General features: G+C 35.8%; 19 protein-coding genes and 1 riboswitch. Of the genes, 13 read left to right on the forward strand and 6 right to left on the reverse strand.

Translation table 11 applies throughout. The features are described from left to right. Positions 1-27 precede the first annotated feature (27 nt). A riboswitch (yybP-ykoY riboswitch) is annotated at positions 28-193 on the reverse strand. A gap of 38 nt (positions 194-231) precedes the next feature. From BAQ46_RS03015 to phaQ, 5 genes are all read right to left on the reverse strand, one after another. Then, complete coding sequence (locus BAQ46_RS03015) at positions 232-1,551, reverse strand: TrkH family potassium uptake protein (RefSeq protein ID WP_071741605.1); 1,320 nt, start codon at positions 1,549-1,551, stop codon at positions 232-234. A gap of 114 nt (positions 1,552-1,665) precedes the next feature. After that, positions 1,666-1,851 (reverse strand): alpha/beta-type small acid-soluble spore protein, encoded by a 186-nt coding sequence (locus BAQ46_RS03020; RefSeq protein WP_001140707.1) that lies wholly within the window; start codon positions 1,849-1,851, stop codon positions 1,666-1,668. Between the two features lie 148 nt (positions 1,852-1,999). Next, the gene (locus BAQ46_RS03025) at positions 2,000-2,443 is read right to left on the reverse strand and encodes a MaoC family dehydratase (protein ID WP_071741606.1); all 444 of its coding nucleotides are present in this window, start codon (positions 2,441-2,443) and stop codon (positions 2,000-2,002) included. A 101-nt stretch (positions 2,444-2,544) separates the two neighbouring features. After that, complete coding sequence (gene phaP, locus BAQ46_RS03030; protein WP_000448589.1) at positions 2,545-3,069, reverse strand: polyhydroxyalkanoic acid inclusion protein PhaP; 525 nt, start codon at positions 3,067-3,069, stop codon at positions 2,545-2,547. A gap of 42 nt (positions 3,070-3,111) precedes the next feature. After that, entirely contained in the window at positions 3,112-3,564 is a 453-nt protein-coding gene (gene phaQ, locus BAQ46_RS03035; protein WP_000903020.1) for a poly-beta-hydroxybutyrate-responsive repressor, read from the reverse strand. Between the two features lie 198 nt (positions 3,565-3,762). Here phaQ and phaR point away from each other — a divergent pair, with 198 nt between their 5' ends. The 5 genes from phaR to BAQ46_RS03060 all read left to right on the forward strand — a co-directional run bounded on the left by phaR (position 3,763) and on the right by BAQ46_RS03060 (position 8,969). Next, on the forward strand, positions 3,763-4,245 hold the full coding sequence (gene phaR / locus BAQ46_RS03040) for a polyhydroxyalkanoic acid synthase subunit PhaR (protein WP_000566940.1): 483 nt from the start codon (positions 3,763-3,765) through the stop codon (positions 4,243-4,245). A 151-nt stretch (positions 4,246-4,396) separates the two neighbouring features. Further along, positions 4,397-5,140 (forward strand): acetoacetyl-CoA reductase, encoded by a 744-nt coding sequence (locus BAQ46_RS03045; protein WP_000250412.1) that lies wholly within the window; start codon positions 4,397-4,399, stop codon positions 5,138-5,140. Positions 5,141-5,222: 82 nt separating this feature from the next. After that, on the forward strand, positions 5,223-6,308 hold the full coding sequence (gene phaC / locus BAQ46_RS03050) for a class III poly(R)-hydroxyalkanoic acid synthase subunit PhaC (RefSeq protein WP_000206335.1): 1,086 nt from the start codon (positions 5,223-5,225) through the stop codon (positions 6,306-6,308). Between the two features lie 94 nt (positions 6,309-6,402). Then, the gene (locus BAQ46_RS03055; protein WP_071741607.1) at positions 6,403-7,596 is read left to right on the forward strand and encodes an NAD(P)/FAD-dependent oxidoreductase; all 1,194 of its coding nucleotides are present in this window, start codon (positions 6,403-6,405) and stop codon (positions 7,594-7,596) included. Positions 7,597-7,619: 23 nt separating this feature from the next. Then, positions 7,620-8,969: a TrkH family potassium uptake protein gene (locus BAQ46_RS03060; RefSeq protein WP_001204709.1), complete on the forward strand. Its 1,350-nt coding sequence runs from the start codon at positions 7,620-7,622 to the stop codon at positions 8,967-8,969. 38 nt (positions 8,970-9,007) lie between these two features. On the opposite strand, the gene BAQ46_RS03065 is transcribed toward BAQ46_RS03060, so the two are convergent. After that, positions 9,008-9,343, reverse strand: coding sequence for a DUF3905 domain-containing protein (locus tag BAQ46_RS03065; protein ID WP_000725962.1), 336 nt, complete (start codon positions 9,341-9,343; stop codon positions 9,008-9,010). 139 nt (positions 9,344-9,482) lie between these two features. Between BAQ46_RS03065 and BAQ46_RS30390 the strand changes: the two genes are divergently transcribed. The 8 genes from BAQ46_RS30390 (at position 9,483) to BAQ46_RS03110 (ending at position 17,662) form a co-directional block, all read left to right on the forward strand. After that, complete coding sequence (locus tag BAQ46_RS30390) at positions 9,483-9,644, forward strand: hypothetical protein (protein WP_001997002.1); 162 nt, start codon at positions 9,483-9,485, stop codon at positions 9,642-9,644. A 228-nt stretch (positions 9,645-9,872) separates the two neighbouring features. Next, complete coding sequence (locus BAQ46_RS03080; RefSeq protein ID WP_000750887.1) at positions 9,873-10,949, forward strand: putative 2-aminoethylphosphonate ABC transporter substrate-binding protein; 1,077 nt, start codon at positions 9,873-9,875, stop codon at positions 10,947-10,949. 20 nt (positions 10,950-10,969) lie between these two features. After that, complete coding sequence (locus BAQ46_RS03085) at positions 10,970-11,971, forward strand: putative 2-aminoethylphosphonate ABC transporter ATP-binding protein (protein WP_000006183.1); 1,002 nt, start codon at positions 10,970-10,972, stop codon at positions 11,969-11,971. Then, positions 11,972-13,729: a putative 2-aminoethylphosphonate ABC transporter permease subunit gene (locus tag BAQ46_RS03090; protein WP_000425420.1), complete on the forward strand. Its 1,758-nt coding sequence runs from the start codon at positions 11,972-11,974 to the stop codon at positions 13,727-13,729. A 21-nt stretch (positions 13,730-13,750) separates the two neighbouring features. Then, positions 13,751-14,545, forward strand: a complete 795-nt coding sequence (gene phnX, locus BAQ46_RS03095; RefSeq protein WP_000687359.1) for a phosphonoacetaldehyde hydrolase — start codon at positions 13,751-13,753, stop codon at positions 14,543-14,545. A gap of 15 nt (positions 14,546-14,560) precedes the next feature. Then, the gene (gene phnW / locus BAQ46_RS03100; protein ID WP_071741608.1) at positions 14,561-15,658 is read left to right on the forward strand and encodes a 2-aminoethylphosphonate--pyruvate transaminase; all 1,098 of its coding nucleotides are present in this window, start codon (positions 14,561-14,563) and stop codon (positions 15,656-15,658) included. Next, complete coding sequence (locus tag BAQ46_RS03105; protein ID WP_071741609.1) at positions 15,655-16,839, forward strand: saccharopine dehydrogenase family protein; 1,185 nt, start codon at positions 15,655-15,657, stop codon at positions 16,837-16,839. Before phnW ends, BAQ46_RS03105 begins: the two co-directional genes overlap by 4 nt. Positions 16,840-16,879: 40 nt before the next feature. Continuing rightward, complete coding sequence (locus tag BAQ46_RS03110) at positions 16,880-17,662, forward strand: DeoR/GlpR family DNA-binding transcription regulator (RefSeq protein ID WP_000117662.1); 783 nt, start codon at positions 16,880-16,882, stop codon at positions 17,660-17,662. Positions 17,663-17,772 lie beyond the last annotated feature (110 nt).

A 17,772-nucleotide genomic window follows, 5' to 3' on the forward strand; every position in this document is an offset into this window, starting at 1 on the left:
CCCCATACTCCTGCCTATTAACTTTGGAAGAATTTGGTAATGAATGCAAAAAAGACCTCTGCCGTTAATAGGCAAAGGTCTTGCTAGACATATGTAATGAAAATGCCAACAAAGCCGGAAGAACTAAGTTCTACGTAATGACGACTTTGTTTCCAAGAAATATTCTTGGACGCTACTCCCCTTTGGAGATATGCTATTGTACTCTCATTATATGGATAATTTATACGGTTGTCAACCTGTTAAAATGTCTTCATTCGGATATTTTATTTTCCGGTTCTTTTTACGTGCAAATGAAAAAGCTAATGTTAAAGGCCCCATCTTCCCAAAAAACATCATAAAGATAATAATAGCTTTTCCAATCATCGTTAAGTGTGGTGTGAAATTCATACTGAGACCGACAGTCCCAAATGCTGAAAATACTTCGAAAGCACTCATCAATAGAGGAACTCGCTCAGTAATGCTTAAAATTAAAATAGCAAAAAAAATAAATGAAATAGAAATAATAGCGATGGTTAATGATTTGACAATGAGAGTATCTTTAATGGATTTTTTAAACACGACAATATCATCTTGTTCTTGTAAAAATTTAAATACCCCAAAAAACATGATTAAAAAGGTTGTTAATTTAATCCCACCGCCAGTTGAAGCACTACCGGCTCCGATAAACATTAGAAGCATCATTAATAAAAGGGAAGGCTTTGATAATGCGGAAATATCAACTGTATTAAACCCGGCAGTACGCGTTGAAATAGCTTGGAAATAAGCAGCCATGCCTTCTTCAAATGGGGTAAAGCCTCTCATAGAAAGAGAATTGTGAAACTCGAATATAAAAATAAAAACAGTCGCAATAATATTGATGATTAGAGTAGAAGAGAGCATAAGTTTTGAGTGTAATGTAAGGTTTTTAAAATTTTTCTTTCTTTTTATATCTACGATTACTGTAAAACCAATCCCACCTAAAATAATGAGGGAGGAAATGACGAGATTGACAAGAATGCTGTGAGAGTGGGACATTAAATTATCGCTCCAAACAGAAAAACCTGCATTGTTAAAAGCAGAGATGGAATGAAAAAAGCTATAATAGATCCCTTTAGCAATCCCATATTTCGGTACCCATTCAAAAGAAAGAATGAAAGCAGCGATACATTCGACTGTAAAAGAGAATAAAAATAATGCTTTGGCAAGACGAATGACACCGCCTATATTCGTTTGATTTAATGCTTGTTGCAATAAAATTCGGTTTTGAAGGCCAATTTTTCTGCCAAGCATAATCGCAATTAAAACGGCAAAGCTCATAATGCCAAGTCCGCCCACTTGTATAAGTATTAAAATGACACATTGGCCAAATAAGGTAAATATTTTCCCAGTGTCCACAACACCAAGCCCTGTAACCGTACAAGCAGAAACGGTTGTAAATAAAGCATCGAGCCATGAAATAGACGTCGTTGTAGCAATTGGCAATTTTAATAAGCATGTACCGATAATTGATAACATAATAAAAGACAAAGTAAGAACACGGGGAGGACTCATGTGAATGTTAATCCGTTTCATGTTACATATCGTTCCTTTCAGTTTGCTTTTACTAGTATGTGAAAAAGCACCATTATGTATGTTAAAAATAGAAAGAGGCAGAGAATATCTGCCTCTAAGCCATATGTTATATTGTTATCCACGTAATTGTTGTTGAGCTAAAGAAACAAGACGTTTTGTTACTTCACCGCCAACTGATCCGTTAGAACGTGATGCAGTATTAGACCCTAAGCTTACGCCGAATTCTTGTGCAATTTCATATTTAAATTGATCAAGTGCTTGTTCAGCACCTGGAACTAGTAATTTGTTTGTTTTTGCCATGATGATACACATCCTTATGAGTAATCCAGTTCAGCTAAGTATGTATCTGAACTGGTACCGTTATTTTATGTGGAACCGGCGTGCTCATACGCGGAAGTAATCGGTGTGATTAGAAGTTATTGGATAGAAAAAAGAGTAGCAATTTTTGCTACTCTTTTTTTAGTATTGTCGCTGTACCTTCCACGACAATATCATCCGATTGATTATATATATTTGTTTGCAACGTAATGATTTTTTTATCGTCACGTTTTTTGATGACCTCTGCCACAACGCGAAGTGTATCGCCGATTTTGACAGGAGCGCGGAATGAAACGTTTTGAGATAAATAAATCGTATTTTTACCCGGGAGTTTCGTTCCAAGGATGGTAGAAATAAAACTTGAAACGAGCATACCATGAGCAATACGTTCTTTAAACATTGTCGTTTTTGCAAAAGAATCTAAAATATGAATAGGATTCACATCTCCAGTCAATTTTGCAAAATTGATAACGTCCTCATCCGTAATCGTTTTTGTAAGTGATGCTTGATCACCGACTTGAATCTCATCATAACGAAGCTCCGGGACGGTTTGTGCTTCTTGAAATAGATTCATTTTGTCCTCCTTCTTTTCCATATCGAAAAATGCTAGCCATCTTGATGTAGTAGGAGGAAGAAAGAGTTTTGTTTGTGCTGCAGTTAGCTCCCACATTTTTCTTACTTGATGGAAGTAAATAGATTTTTTGAGTTTTCCTCGAACTTTTTTGCGAGTTCCAACTGTTTTGTCTTGAAATCTTCCAAAAAACCTTCTAACTGTTTTTGAGCCTCTTCACGTTGTAATTGTTGTTGTTCAATAAATTGCTTCGTTGTTTCTTCAAATTGACCGCTTGTTTGAGTAAGGATAGACAAAGATGTTTTTGTAGGAGAAACAGTTAGCTGTTGCATATGAGCAGAAAGCTCTTTCCATTTGTCTTGCCACTCATTAATTTGATCATTTAAGGAGTTTCCAGTTAATTGCTTCACGTAATCTGTATACTGATTATTGAATTGAGTAGTAAATTGTTGCAGTTCTTTTTCTAGTTCATCTACTCCTGATGTTAATTTATGCAAAGCATCTTGTTGTTGTTTTAATGTTTCTAAAGTAAGTTGCTCTAATTGTTTCCCAGCTGAAGAGAAAAGGGAAAGTGATTGAGACCAGTTTTTCCAAAATGCATCGACTAATTCGTATGGTTTAGTTTCCATTGTTTGACCCCCAAATGTTTTTTTACATATTGTGAACGCAGATTACTCTGCTGTATCACCAGGTGAAGATGAAGAATCTTTTTCATCCTTTTCTGGAGAAGTAGAAAATGGAAAGAATGCATTGGTGTATAACGTGAAAAACGTCCGCAACATATTTTGATAATGCTCAAAAGAAGTCGCACATGTTGTTAAATATTGCTCTCCATATTCAGTTAAAGAATAAATTCTTTTTGCTGGCCCTCCGTCGCTTGTATCCCAAGTAGAAGAAATAAGGTTTTCTTTTTCTAATTTGCGTAGTGTTCTGTACACATTACCTTGGTCAACAGAAGAAAAGCCGATATCCATTAGCATTTGAATAAGTTTGTAACCATGAAGACTCCAGTCTTTAAGACAGAGAAGTAAGAAGGGAACTAAGAAGTTTTTTGGCATGGAGTTTGGTTGTTTTGCTTGGTTGTTCTCCAAACTTTCGCGTTGTTCTGGTTCATTATGTAGCATGATTGTGCATCACCTCATGAATCAGTTAGATGGAATTTTTTGCTTATAAGTGCAATTTACACCTATCTGTTTTTAAAGTCAATACATTTGTTAGAAAATAGAAAAAAATAAAATATAGACTTGAAGTTTTATTCAGAATATTAGAAAATAATGAATAGGTTGAATTGTTTCAAAAACGAAAAAGGGAGTGTAGGTAAAGTGATTGATCAAAAATTCGATCCACTACAAGCATGGAAAAATGCTTATGAACAAACCGAAACATTTTGGGGAAAAGCGCTCAATGAAACAATTAAAACAGAAGAATATTCTGCTTGGATGGGCAGCGTTCTAGATTTGAATTTGTTTTATCAAAAAGCATTAAATGATACGACAAAAAATTATTTAGAGCAGGTAAATGTGCCTACGAAAGAGGATATCGCTAGAGTGGCTACGCTTGTTATTAACTTAGAAAATAAAGTGGATAACATTGAGGAGTTTCTAGAAGATAAGGTAGAGTCAGTAGGACAAGCTCCTACATTAAAGCGCGATGTTACGAAAGTAAAACAAGATATTCGCACATTAGAAACGAAAGTTGATCAAATTTTAGAATTGCTAGAAAAGCAAAATGCAGTACTAGCAAAACTACAAGAACCTGTAAAAGAAGAAGTAAAACCTACGAATAAGCCAGAAAATAAAAAGTGATAATAGCGCTTGTTTATAACATATGAAAGAGAAAGGGAGAATCTCTTTTCTATGTATAAACAGCGAAACATAATTATATAGGGACTCCATAGTATGAGTACCAAAATGATTCATAATAGTCGTTCACAAATTCATTTAAGGGGGAAAAGAAATGGTTCAATTAAATGGCAAAGTAGCAATCGTAACAGGTGGGGCAAAAGGGATTGGAAAAGCAATCACAGTAGCGTTAGCACAAGAGGGCGCAAAAGTTGTTATTAACTATAACAGCAGTAAAGAAGCAGCTGAAAACTTAGTAAATGAACTAGGAAAAGAAGGACATGACGTTTATGCAGTTCAAGCAGATGTTTCTAAAGTAGAAGACGCAAACCGACTTGTAGAAGAAGCAGTGAATCATTTTGGTAAAGTTGATATTCTTGTTAATAATGCTGGTATTACAAGAGATCGTACATTCAAAAAGTTAAATCGTGAAGATTGGGAACGCGTAATTGACGTGAACTTAAGCAGTGTGTTTAATACGACAAGCGCGGTACTTCCATACATAACGGAAGCGGAAGAAGGTAGAATTATTAGCATTTCTTCTATTATTGGTCAAGCGGGTGGATTTGGACAAACAAACTACTCAGCAGCGAAAGCAGGTATGCTAGGATTTACAAAATCATTAGCATTAGAGCTTGCAAAAACAAATGTAACTGTAAACGCTATTTGCCCAGGGTTTATTGATACTGAAATGGTAGCAGAAGTACCAGAAGAAGTACGCCAAAAAATCGTTGCGAAAATCCCGAAAAAACGTTTTGGTCAAGCTGATGAAATTGCAAAAGGTGTAGTATACCTATGCCGTGACGGTGCTTATATCACAGGTCAGCAATTAAACATTAACGGCGGATTATATATGTAATGAAGTAAGAAAAAAGTGCATATCCATAGCAGGAATGCACTTCTTTTTTTAGAAGGAAATTGACCAAAAAGGAGATAGAAAAATGACTACATTCGCAACAGAATGGGAAAAGCAATTAGAGCTATACCCAGAAGAGTACCGAAAAGCATATCGCCGAGTGAAAAGGGCGAGTGAAATTTTATTACGTGAACCAGAGCCACAAGTAGGATTAACGCCGAAAGAGGTTATTTGGACGAAGAATAAGACGAAGCTTTATCGCTACATTCCAAAACAAGAAAAAACACAAAGAGTCCCAATTCTATTAATATATGCTCTTATTAATAAACCATATATTATGGATTTAACTCCTGGAAATAGTTTAGTGGAATATTTAGTGGACCGTGGTTTTGATGTGTATATGCTTGATTGGGGCACATTTGGTTTAGAAGATAGTCATTTGAAATTTGATGATTTTGTGTTTGATTATATTGCAAAAGCAGTGAAAAAAGTAATGCGAACTGCAAAATCGGACGAGATTTCTTTACTTGGTTATTGCATGGGGGGAACGCTAACTTCTATTTATGCGGCACTTCATCCGCACATGCCAATTCGTAACCTAATCTTTATGACAAGTCCTTTTGATTTCTCTGAAACAGGATTATATGGTCCTTTATTAGATGAGAAATACTTCAATCTAGATAAAGCGGTTGATACATTTGGAAATATTCCGCCAGAAATGATTGATTTCGGAAACAAAATGTTAAAACCAATTACGAACTTTGTTGGTCCATATGTTGCTTTAGTAGATCGTTCAGAGAATGAGCGCTTCGTTGAAAGCTGGAGGTTAGTTCAAAAGTGGGTTGGCGATGGTATTCCGTTCCCAGGTGAATCATACAGACAGTGGATTCGTGATTTTTATCAAAATAATAAATTGGTTAAGGGTGAACTTGTGATTCGCGGACAAAAGGTAGACCTTGCAAATATTAAGGCGAATGTCTTAAATATTTCAGGGAAACGTGATCATATCGCCCTGCCGTGCCAAGTAGAAGCGTTGCTAGATCATATTTCTAGCACAGATAAACAATATGTATGTTTACCAACGGGACATATGTCGATTGTTTACGGTGGAACAGCGGTAAAACAAACGTATCCGACGATTGGAGACTGGCTTGACGAGCGCTCTAAGTAAAAATAAAAAATCCAACTAGCATATGTTAGTTGGATTTTTTTATGTAAAATAACAAAACATAGAAAGGAGAAATTTATATTTTAGGAGTATAATTATGAAGCTTATGATTGGTAAGTTGTTTTGGGATACAGGAGCTTCTATGCCTTGTTATCCATCGTTAGAAAATGATATGATATGTGATGTGCTTGTAGTTGGAAGTGGCGAAGCGGGTGCTCAAATAGCGTATTCGTTAGCGAAAATGGGAATGTGCGTTACACTTATTGAAAAAAATATGATTTCATGTGGCAGCACAGCTGCTAATACAGGGTTATTACAATTTCTTCATGATAAATCGTTAACCTCACTTATCCATACATTTGGCGAAGAAAAAGGGGTGCGAGCATATAAGCTTTGTTATGAAGCGTTACGAACAATGGAGAAAGTTGTACCGACTCTCGATATCGATCCCCAGTTTATTCCGCGAAACAGTTTATATTATGCAAGTAAAAGTGAAGATGTCTCATTTTTACAAGAGGAATACAAAACGTTACAGAATTATGAGTTTCCAGTTGAGTATTTTACAGCATCTGATATTAAGGAACGGTATCCTTTTACAAAACAAGCGGCATTATATACACACGGTGATGCTGAGGTAAATCCGTATTTATTAGCGCATAGCCTTTTGCATAAAGCAAATCAAATGGGTGCTACTATATATGAACATACAGAGGCCATATATATAAAAAAACGTCAAAATGATTTAATTTGTTATACGAAAACAGGAAATCAAATTGTAGTAAAGAATATTATTATGGCGACGGGTTATGAAGCACTTTTTGGAAAGAAAGAAAAAAATACAATAGTAGAAACTTCTTATGCAATTGTAACAAATGAAATAGATCAGTTTGAAGGTTGGTATGAGCGATCATTAATTTGGGAAACAGCACGGCCGTATTTATATTTTCGAACGTATAAAAACCGTATTATTGTAGGCGGATTAGATGAAGCAATGCAAATTCAAACAATCGGTGATACGAAATTATTGCATAAGCGTGATGTCCTTATTAACATTATAAAAGAGATGTTCCCGCAGTATAAAGATATACAGGCAGACTACTATTGGGCGGCAGCATTTGGCGGTAGTCATGATGGTCTCCCTATTTTAAAAGAAGATAATAAGATACATAATTTATTTTATGCATTGCCATATGGAGGTAATGGAACTGTGTATGGAATGGTATTTGCTAAAATATTTGAGCAGTTATTTACAAATAAAGAAAGTAAAGATTTTTCTTTATTTAATCGATAGAAAAAAGGTAGCGAAGTGATGGAATGAGAGATATAAAAAAGTTTTTACAAAAATTACGCCCTGTACAACTCATTGTTCTGTTTTATTTATTAGCGGTAGTTGTATCGGTGATATTGCTTAGTTTACCGTTTGTTACGAAGCCTGGTGTCAAATGGACATTTATAGATGCACTTTTTACATCGGTTAGTGCGGTAAGTGTTACGGGCCTGTCTGTTGTTACGATTTCAGATACATTTACTACGGCAGGAATTATTATTTTAGCCCTTATTTTACAATTGGGCGGCTTAGGAATTATGGCGTTAGGTACATTCGTTTGGATTATAACAGGAAAAAAGATTGGTTTGCAGAGAAGAAGACTCATTATGGCAGACCATAATCAAGGGAATTTATCAGGTCTTGTAGAATTGATGCGTTCTATTTTAATTGTAATTATTTCAATAGAGCTTATTGGAGCGATATTATTAGGTACAAGATTCTTACTTTACTTTCCAACTTGGCAAGAAGCTTATTTTCACGGTTTTTTTGCAGCTGTTAGTGCAACTACGAACGGCGGATTTGATTTAACAGGACAATCGCTAATTCCGTATAAAAAAGATTACATTGTTCAAATGATTCATATGTTACTTATTATTTTAGGAGCAATCGGCTTCCCTGTATTAATGGAAGTGAAACAATTCCTTAGTAAAAGGAGACAGCAACTATTTCGTTTTTCGCTATTTACAAAATTGACGACAACAACATTTTTTGCGCTCGTGGTCGTTGGAACGATTATGATTTTTTTACTAGAACGAAATCATTTTTTAGCAGGAAAGTCATGGCATGAAACAGTTTTCTATACACTATTCCAATCTGTGACGACGCGAAGCGGGGGACTTGCTACAATGGATATACTTGAATTGTCACAACCGACGCTTTTATTTATGAGTATATTAATGTTTATAGGAGCATCTCCAAGTTCGGTTGGGGGCGGGATACGTACAACGACATTTGCTGTTAGTATATTGTCACTATACACTTTTGCAAGAGGCGGGAGAACGGTTAGAGTCTTCAAACGTCAGCTACATGAAGAGGACGTGCTGAAAGCATCTGTCGTTATGACAATGGGGATTTTATTATGTGCCACAGCACTATTTATTTTATCTATTACGGAAAATGTACCGCTTATGAGTTTAATTGTTGAAGTCTGTTCTGCTTTCGGGACGACAGGACTATCGACAGGTATTACGCCAGATTTAACAACTGTTGGTAAACTTGTACTCATTGTACTTATGTTTATCGGGCGTGTCGGTATTTTAACATTTATACTAGCTAGTGGCGGAAGAGAACAGCCACCTCGCTATAAATATCCGAAAGAGAGAATTATTATTGGATAGTATGAAACCATTCTACCTAACATAGGTAGAATGGTTTTTTAGTCATTAATGCCAAATTGCGGATGCATAAAAGTATCCTTCTTATTATCTCCTTCTTTTTTTAGTAACTCTTGATTTTCTTCTGAAATCCAACCAATATCATTTGTAGGATGGATCCATTCTTCTCCAGCCATAATGGCAGGATCTACATCATCACTCCAATTGTGAAGTGGACTGTTCTCGGAATCATATTTACTGTCTCCGATTACGACGTCATATTGATTTATGAAAGGTTGTTGCATCTTCTTTCCTGTTCCTTTAAAAGATGGGAAATTCATTTGATGCGGGAGCGTTTCATCTAAAATGGGTGACTGGATTTTATCTTTCTTCTTCAAAATAAGAGCTCCTTTTTATTATGATTTCTTCATATGTAGTATTTCCATCTAACAGTTCTTATGTACTTGTTAACACTTGCCAGTAATAATTATTTTAGCTCGCTTCAAACTAGAGTAGAAAGTGAATTTTTGAGAGCAGGTGAATGTATTGGTAAAAAGAAAAGTGAAACAAAATGCGGCAATCAACAATAATAAAACTCCGAAAGAAAGCTTACCAGATGCAGAATTTGCATTAGAGTATGAAGGAGAAAATAGCGCGAAGTATGCAAATCGTAATTCAAAAAAAGGTAAACAAAAGTGAGGCGTTTTTTACAAACGCCTCATTTTTTTGTGGGATTATAAAGGTTTTTTTAATTATTTGTAAATTTAGTGTTCATTATTAGCAGAAAAATGCGAAAAAACATAGAAGTAGCAACGTATTACACAAAAACAAACAACAAACAAAAGATTAATGTTGGTTTAATACTGCTTTTACACTAGTTGTTTATATTTGAGTTGTACATAAGATTTGTAAAAGGAGAGAGAGACAGTGAAAAAAACAATCTTTAAAGCTGTAGCAACTGGAATGGTATTTTCGTTATTAATGGGGTGTGGTGCAAAGAAAGAAGAAAGTGCTGGGGCAAAAGTAAAAGATGATAAATTATCTGGATCATTAACTGTTTACACAGCAATTGAAGAAGAACTTGTACCAATTTATCTTGATTCTTTTAAAAAGAAATATCCAGATGTGAAGCTGAATATTGTTCGTGATTCAACTGGAGTTATTACAGCAAAATTGCTAGCTGAAGGAAAAAATACACAAGCAGATGTTGTATGGGGAACTGCAGCTTCAAGTCTATTAGCTTTAGATAAAAAAGATATGTTAAAAGGATACTCTCCAAAAGGAGCGGATCGCGTTTTACCGCAATTTAAAGATGATAAACAACCAGAAAAATGGGTAGGAAATACTGCATTTATGACGGGGATTGCTATAAATAAAGAAGAATTAAAGAAGAAAAATTTACCGATGCCAGAATCATACGAAGACTTAACGAAACCAGAGTATAAAGGAACGCTTGTTATGCCGCATCCAGCATCTTCTGGAACAGGATTTTTAACAGTTTCTGCATGGTTACAAATTATGGGTGAAGATAAAGGCTGGGATTACATGAAGAAACTTCATGATAATATGGCAACTTATACTCATTCAGGTTCAAAACCAGCGAAATTAGCGGGGGCGGGTGAATATCCAGTTGGTGTATCGATGGTTTATAGTGCTTTGAAAGAGAAACAAAAAGGTGCACCAGTTGAAGTTGTATTGCCAAAAGAAGGATTAGGTTGGGAAGTAGAAGCGAACGCACTTATTAAAAAAGATAATGCAAAAAATGAAAAATTAGCGCAAGCATTTTTAGATTGGGCAATTACTGATGATGTAATGAAGTTATACTTCGAGAAAAATGGATTTGCGACAATTAAAAATGATTATAAACTTCCAGATGGATTCCCTAAAGATGTGACGGAAAAATTATACAAAAAGAATGACTTTAAGTGGGCAGCAGAAAATCGCGACAAAATTTTAGAAAAATGGGAAAAAGAGTTTGGCCAAAAAGCAGAACCGAAAAAGTAAGTGAGTGGGAGAGAGAAAAAATGAGCGAATATTTATCAATTCAACACATTCAAAAACAGTTTGATGCATTTACAGCGTTAAAAGATATTTCTTTTACTGTGAAAAAAAATGAGTTTGTATGTTTATTAGGCCCAAGTGGCTGTGGGAAAACAACATTGCTTCGAATTTTAGCAGGGCTAGAAGAGGCGACAACAGGCAGTATAGCTGTGAATGGAAAAGATATTACAGCATTACCTCCTGGAAAGAGAAATTTCGGAATGGTGTTTCAATCATATGCATTATTTCCGAATTTAACAGCACTTGAAAACATTGAATACGGCTTAAAGACGAAAAAGTATGGAAAAGCAGAAGTAAAAGAGAAGGCGCTATCGGCGTTAGAACTAGTTGATTTACTGAATGTAAAAGATAAATATCCTGCTCAAATGTCTGGTGGACAACAGCAGCGAGTAGCACTTGCACGTGCGCTCGCTCTGTCTCCGGATATTTTGTTACTCGATGAGCCGTTATCTGCTTTAGATGCAAAAGTACGTGAAAAGTTACGTAGAGAAATGCGTGATTTGCAAGAAAAAGTAGGAGTAACAACTATTATGGTCACGCATGATCAAGAAGAGGCATTAACGATGGCTGATAAAATTGTTGTAATGAATCATGCGGAAATTATGCAGATTGGAACACCAGAGGAGATTTATCAAAGACCAGCCAATCCGTTTGTGGCAGATTTTATTGGTTCTATTAATTTCTTTTCGAAAAATAATGAAGAACATGCAATTCGTCCTGAACATGTAACGATTGTACAAAATGATGGTATTAAAACGGTTGTGGAAAGTATGGAATTTCGTGGATCTGTATACCGGACAGAAGTGCGAGTTATAGATGAAAAAACACATCTATATAATGAGAAAATCGTTGTAGATATATTGGCATCAGAAGTAGAAAAAACAGCTATTAGGAAAGGAAATCCGATTCAAATCTCTTTCTCAGAAAATCATATGTTGTCATATGGAAAGAAGGTTGTTGTATAGATGGAGATGTTAGAAGACTTAAAGGTAGAAAGTACGAAAAAAAAGATTAAGAGACGTATCGGTAAAGAAGAATGGATACAAAGACTATTAATTATTGGTATGATTCTTGCTTTTTTGATTATGCTTGTATTACCACTATTACAATTGTTTACACAAGCTTTTTATGATAAAGATGGAGCTTTCATTGGTGTTGCGAATTTCAGTAAATATTTCACAACCCCAACATTAGTTCAATCATTACAAAATACGATATGGATTTCGGGCGCGACAACAATTATTGCAGTGACACTTGCTTTCGCTTACGCCTATGCGATCGCTCGTACGAATGTATTTGGAAAGCGTGTATTTCAATATGTCGCGTTGTTACCATTATTCGCACCAACGATGATGCATGGTATCGCACTGACATATTTATTTGGTAATCAAGGATTAGTAACGAAAGGGATGTTTGGTTTATTTGAAGGTATACAAATCCCTTTATATGGACCAGTAGGAATTGTAATGGCTGAAGTCATGTATACATTTCCGCAAGCATTTCTTATATTATTAATTGCTTTCCAAGGTTCTGATTATCGTTTATATGAAGCTTCTAATATGTTGGGAGCGAGTAAAACAAAGCAATTTCTCACTGTTACTTTACCTAGTGTAAAGTATGGATTAATTAGTGCGATGTTTGTTGTGTTTACACTTAGTTTTACTGATTTTGGCGCACCAAAAATTGTTGGTGGGCAATATAATGTACTTGCTACTGATGTATACAAACAAGTAATTGGACAACAAAATATGCCGATGGGTGCAACTGTCGGAATGATTTTATTAATTCCAGCTATATTTGCATTTGCAGTTGATCGCATTACGCAAAGAAAGCAGGCAAATTTCTTATCTTCCAAAGCAGTGCCATATAGAATAACGGCTAATAAGAAAAGAGATGTAGTCTCATTCATATATTGTAGTGTGATTACACTTATGATTATTCTTTTATTTGTGGCGGTTGGTATTGCTGCAAGTGTGAAAGTATGGCCATATAATATGAGTTTTACATTTGAGCATTTTAATTTTTCGAGTTTAACAGGAGATGGACTTGAAGCATTTAAAAATAGTGTGATTGTCTCAGCAGTTACAGCAGTTATTGGGGCAATTTTAACATTTATGTTCGCATATGCGATTGAGAAAATAGATCAGCTAAAGTTTTTCCGAAAAACAGGCTACTTTTTCTCGATTGTCCCTTTAGCAATCCCAGGTTTAGTACTTGGATTGGGATACGTCTTTTTCTTTAGTCAACCAACGATTCAAATACTTGGACTTTCAGTAACGAATCCGTTTCATTCTTTATACGGAACAATTGCTGTGCTAGTACTAGTAAACATCATTCATTTTTATTCTGTAACATTCGTTACCGCAACGACTGCTTTAAAGAAATTAGACCGAGAGTTTGAGCTTGTTTCGCAGTCGATGGGCATTCCGTTTTATAAAACATTCTTTAGAGTAACAGTACCGATGTGTTTACCAGCAATTTTAGAAATGGTCATGTACTATTTCGTCAATTCGATGGTAACTGTGTCAGCGGTTGTATTCTTATACGCAGCTGATTTTAAACTAGCTGCCGTATCAATCGTAAATATGGATGATGCAGGAAATGTAGCGCCAGCAGCTGCAATGAGTGTACTTATTGTTGTTACAAATATTGTAGTAAGAGTTGTATATGAATGGGGAACGAAAGCACTTCGTAACCGAACGTCACAATGGCAAAAAAGATAAGTGAGAAGGGTGATGGATTGAATGAAAATAGAAGCAGTTATTTTTGATTGGGCAGGTACGACAGTTGATTACGGATGTTTTGCACCACTGGAAGTATTCATAAAAATTTTTCGTAAACGTGGTGTTAAAATTACAGATGAAGAAGCCCGTAAACCGATGGGATTATTAAAGATCGATCATGTAAGGGCACTAACAGAAATGCCTCGTATTGCGAATGAGTGGGAGCGTGTTTTCGGACATTTACCAACAGAAGCAGACATTCACGAGATGTATGAAGAGTTTGAAGAAATACTCTTTACTATTTTGCCACACTATGCCACGCCAATTGATGGGGTGAAAGAAGTGGTTGCTTCATTACGTAAAAGAGGCCTTAAAATTGGCTCAACAACTGGTTATACGAGAGAAATGATGGACATCGTTGCAAAAGAAGCAGAAATACAAGGATATAAACCTGATGTTCTTGTGACGCCAGATGATGTTTCAGCAGGCCGTCCGTACCCTTGGATGTGTTATAAAAATGCGATGGAACTTGGTGTGTATCCGATGAATCATATGATAAAAGTCGGGGACACAGTGTCAGATATGAAAGAGGGCAGAAATGCTGGTATGTGGACTGTGGGTGTAATTCTCGGTAGTAGTGAGCTCGGCTTAAGCGAGTGGGCAGCTGAAACTATGGATCCGGTAGAACTTCGTGAAAAAATGGAAGTAGTTCGAAAGCGTTTCGTTGAAAACGGGGCTCATTTTACAATTGAAACGATGCAGGGACTCGAAAACGTAATTGAACAAATCGAGAAACAAGAATTTATTATTTCATAAAAGGGGAATAGGATCATGACTGAAAATCACTACTTATTATTAACGCCAGGACCATTAACGACAACAAAAACAGTAAAAGAAGTTATGCTATACGATTGGTGTACGTGGGATGTTGAATATAACATGATGGTGCAACAGGTAAGAGCTAAACTTGTATCGTTAGCAACGAAGGAAGAAGAGAGATATACAACAGTATTAATGCAAGGAAGCGGTACGTTTTCAGTTGAAGCAGTAATCGGTTCTGTCATTCCAAAAAACGGAAAGCTGCTTGTTTGTACAAATGGTGCGTATGGTAAGCGAATTGTACAAATGGCAGAGATGTTACATATAGATGTGGTGGTCAGTCAAACAGAAGAGTGGGAGCCTACTAATATTGTAGAAGTAGAAAAGATATTACAACAAGATAAAGAGATTACACATATTGCAGTTGTTCATTGTGAAACAACAACAGGTATTATCAATCCAATTGTAGATGTATGTAAATTAGGGAAGCAATACGGAAAAGTAACACTAGTTGATGCAATGAGTAGTTTTGGTGGTATTGAAATAGATATCGCTGAGTTGCAAATTGACTTTCTAATTAGTAGTGCGAATAAATGTATTCAAGGGGTTCCAGGGTTCGGATTTGTTATTGCAAAGCGCAATGAATTGTTGAAATGTAAAGGGCAGGCACGTTCATTATCTTTAGATTTATACGATCAATGGGAAACGATGGAAAATCAAAATGGAAAATGGCGTTTTACATCACCTACACATGTTGTACACGCTTTTTATCAAGCACTACTTGAATTAGAAGAAGAGGGCGGAGTAAAAGCACGTTACAATCGATATGATAACAATCAAAAACTATTAGTGAATCGAATGAGAGAAATCGGATTTAAGCCACTAGTAGATGAAAAATATCAATCGCCTATTATTACATCTTTCATTTATCCAGAAGAATGGTTTGATTTTGATCAATTATACAATGAATTAAAGCGTGATGGATTTGTTATATATCCAGGTAAAATTTCAAAAGTAGATACATTCCGCATTGGAAATATCGGTGATGTACATGAGGCAGATATTCATCGCTTAGTTGATAGTATCGCTAAAGGAGTTGTTATAGGTTGAAAGTATTTTGCTTAGGTGGAGCAGGTAAAATTTGTCGTGAAGCAATTTTAGATTTAGTGCAATTTTCATCTTTTGAGACGATTACAGTAGCAGATTTTAACGAAGAAGAGGGGCTTAAAGTAGTAGAATGGCTCAACGATCCTCGCGTTGATTTTGTGAAAGTAGATGTAACGAATCATGAGGATACGGTTGCAAAAATGAAGGGCTATGACATTGTAATGGATGGTACAACAATTAAGTTAAATGGATTATCTACTCGATGTATTGCAGAAGCAGGTTGTCACGGTGTGAATTTAAATGGATTTGGTGAAGAAAATGATTCGCATTCTATATTTGTTCAAAACGGAAAAACATGTTTACCTGGGTTTGGTATGACGCCAGGTGTAACGCAAATGATGGCGATGCATGCAGCAAATCAGTTACATACTGTAGAGTCAGTTCGTGTAAGTCATGGTTCGTATCGTCCTATTGCTTTTTCTGCATCCATTACAGAAACAACGACATATGAATATGATCCACATTTGCCATCGCGTACAGTGTATGAAGATGGTGAGTTTAAGCAAGTGCCTCCGTTTGCGTGTCCAAGAGAAATTGAATTACCGGCGCCTTATGGTAAGACAACGCAGTATATCATACCGCATTCTGAAACGATTACGTTAGCAAAAGCATTAGAAAATAAAGGCGTTAAACTAATAGAGACGAGAGGAACTTGGCCAAAGCAAAATATGCAGCTCGTACGTGCATTGTATGATTACGGTATATTGCGTAATGATCCAGTTGAAATAAATGGAAAAGAAATCGGCATAATGGATTGTATTGCGAAGTATTTATTGCAATCGAAAGAAGGACAAGAAACAGAGATTTACGGTTATGCACTTCATGTAGAAGTAATAGGTATGAAAAATAATGAGAAACAAAGACGTGTAGTATATCATACACACCCGTTATCTGATGGATCTGTTGTAGGATGGGAAAAATTAAGAGCTTATACGAGAAACGTCGGTATTCCATTTGGGATTGCTACAGAGCTAATCGCAAATGGGAATGTAAATAAAGTTGGTGTTGTGACACCCGAGGAAGCTTTTGTCAAACCACAAATTATTTTTGATGAACTAAAAAAGCGTGGTATTCATATTCACGAGGAAGTTTTCGTTGAAAAGGAAAGTTATAACTTTGTATAAGTAAGGCAGTGTATGAGGTAGAAATCAATGGGGTGAGGTTATGTCTGTAGTAGGTGAAGAAAGAAAGCGAACCATTCTTGAGAAGGTAGAGTTTAAAGGGAAGGTAAAAGTTTCAGAATTAGCGAGAGAGTTTGCTGTATCAACAGAGACGATTCGTCGTTATTTAGAAGAATTGGATCGTGAAAAGAAGTTGAAGAAAGTGTATGGTGGAGCCGTCCAACTTCCGGGAGCTGGAATAGAGGCACCAATGTTAGAACGAGAGATGCTACATATAGAAGAGAAGAAGCGAATTGGGTATAAAGCAGCAACATTTGTAGAAGATGGAGATGTGATTGCGATTGATGACGGAAGTACACCACTTCAAATGGTACCATATCTTGTACATCGCAAAAATTTAACGATTGTAACAAGTTCATTTCCAGTAGCGACACAATTAATTTCTTCTATTAATAAAAAGATGTTTCACGGTGAAGTTTTATTTATTGGTGGAAAAGTATCTCCAAAACATTCACGCGTATCAGGATCTATTTCGCAGCAAGTTATCCAGCAATTTCATTTTCATAAAGCATTTGTTTCGATTGATGGATTATTACCTGGTTTTGGAGTTTCTAGTTTTGAATTAGAAAAGGCGAAACTGTCAGAAGCGATGATGAAATTAGCAGAGAAAACATATATTTTATGTGATCATACAAAGGTAGGCGTAAAAGGAAATTACCGAATAGCAGCGTTTTCGCGCATTCAACATGTAATTTGTGATAAGAAAATGCCCTATAGTTTTGAAGAGGAAGTTAAAAGGCATAATATTCAATGGACAATTTGTTAAATACGTAGAACTCCCACCTGATTGTGAGGTGGGAGTTTTACTGCCTGCAAATAGCGGGATAAAAGATTTGTATTTATGCAAAAAAAGTGGACACATTTTTCCATCTCTTT

This window comes from Bacillus paranthracis (assembly GCF_001883995.1).
In the GTDB taxonomy this organism is placed as follows: Bacteria; Bacillota; Bacilli; order Bacillales; family Bacillaceae_G; genus Bacillus_A; species Bacillus_A paranthracis.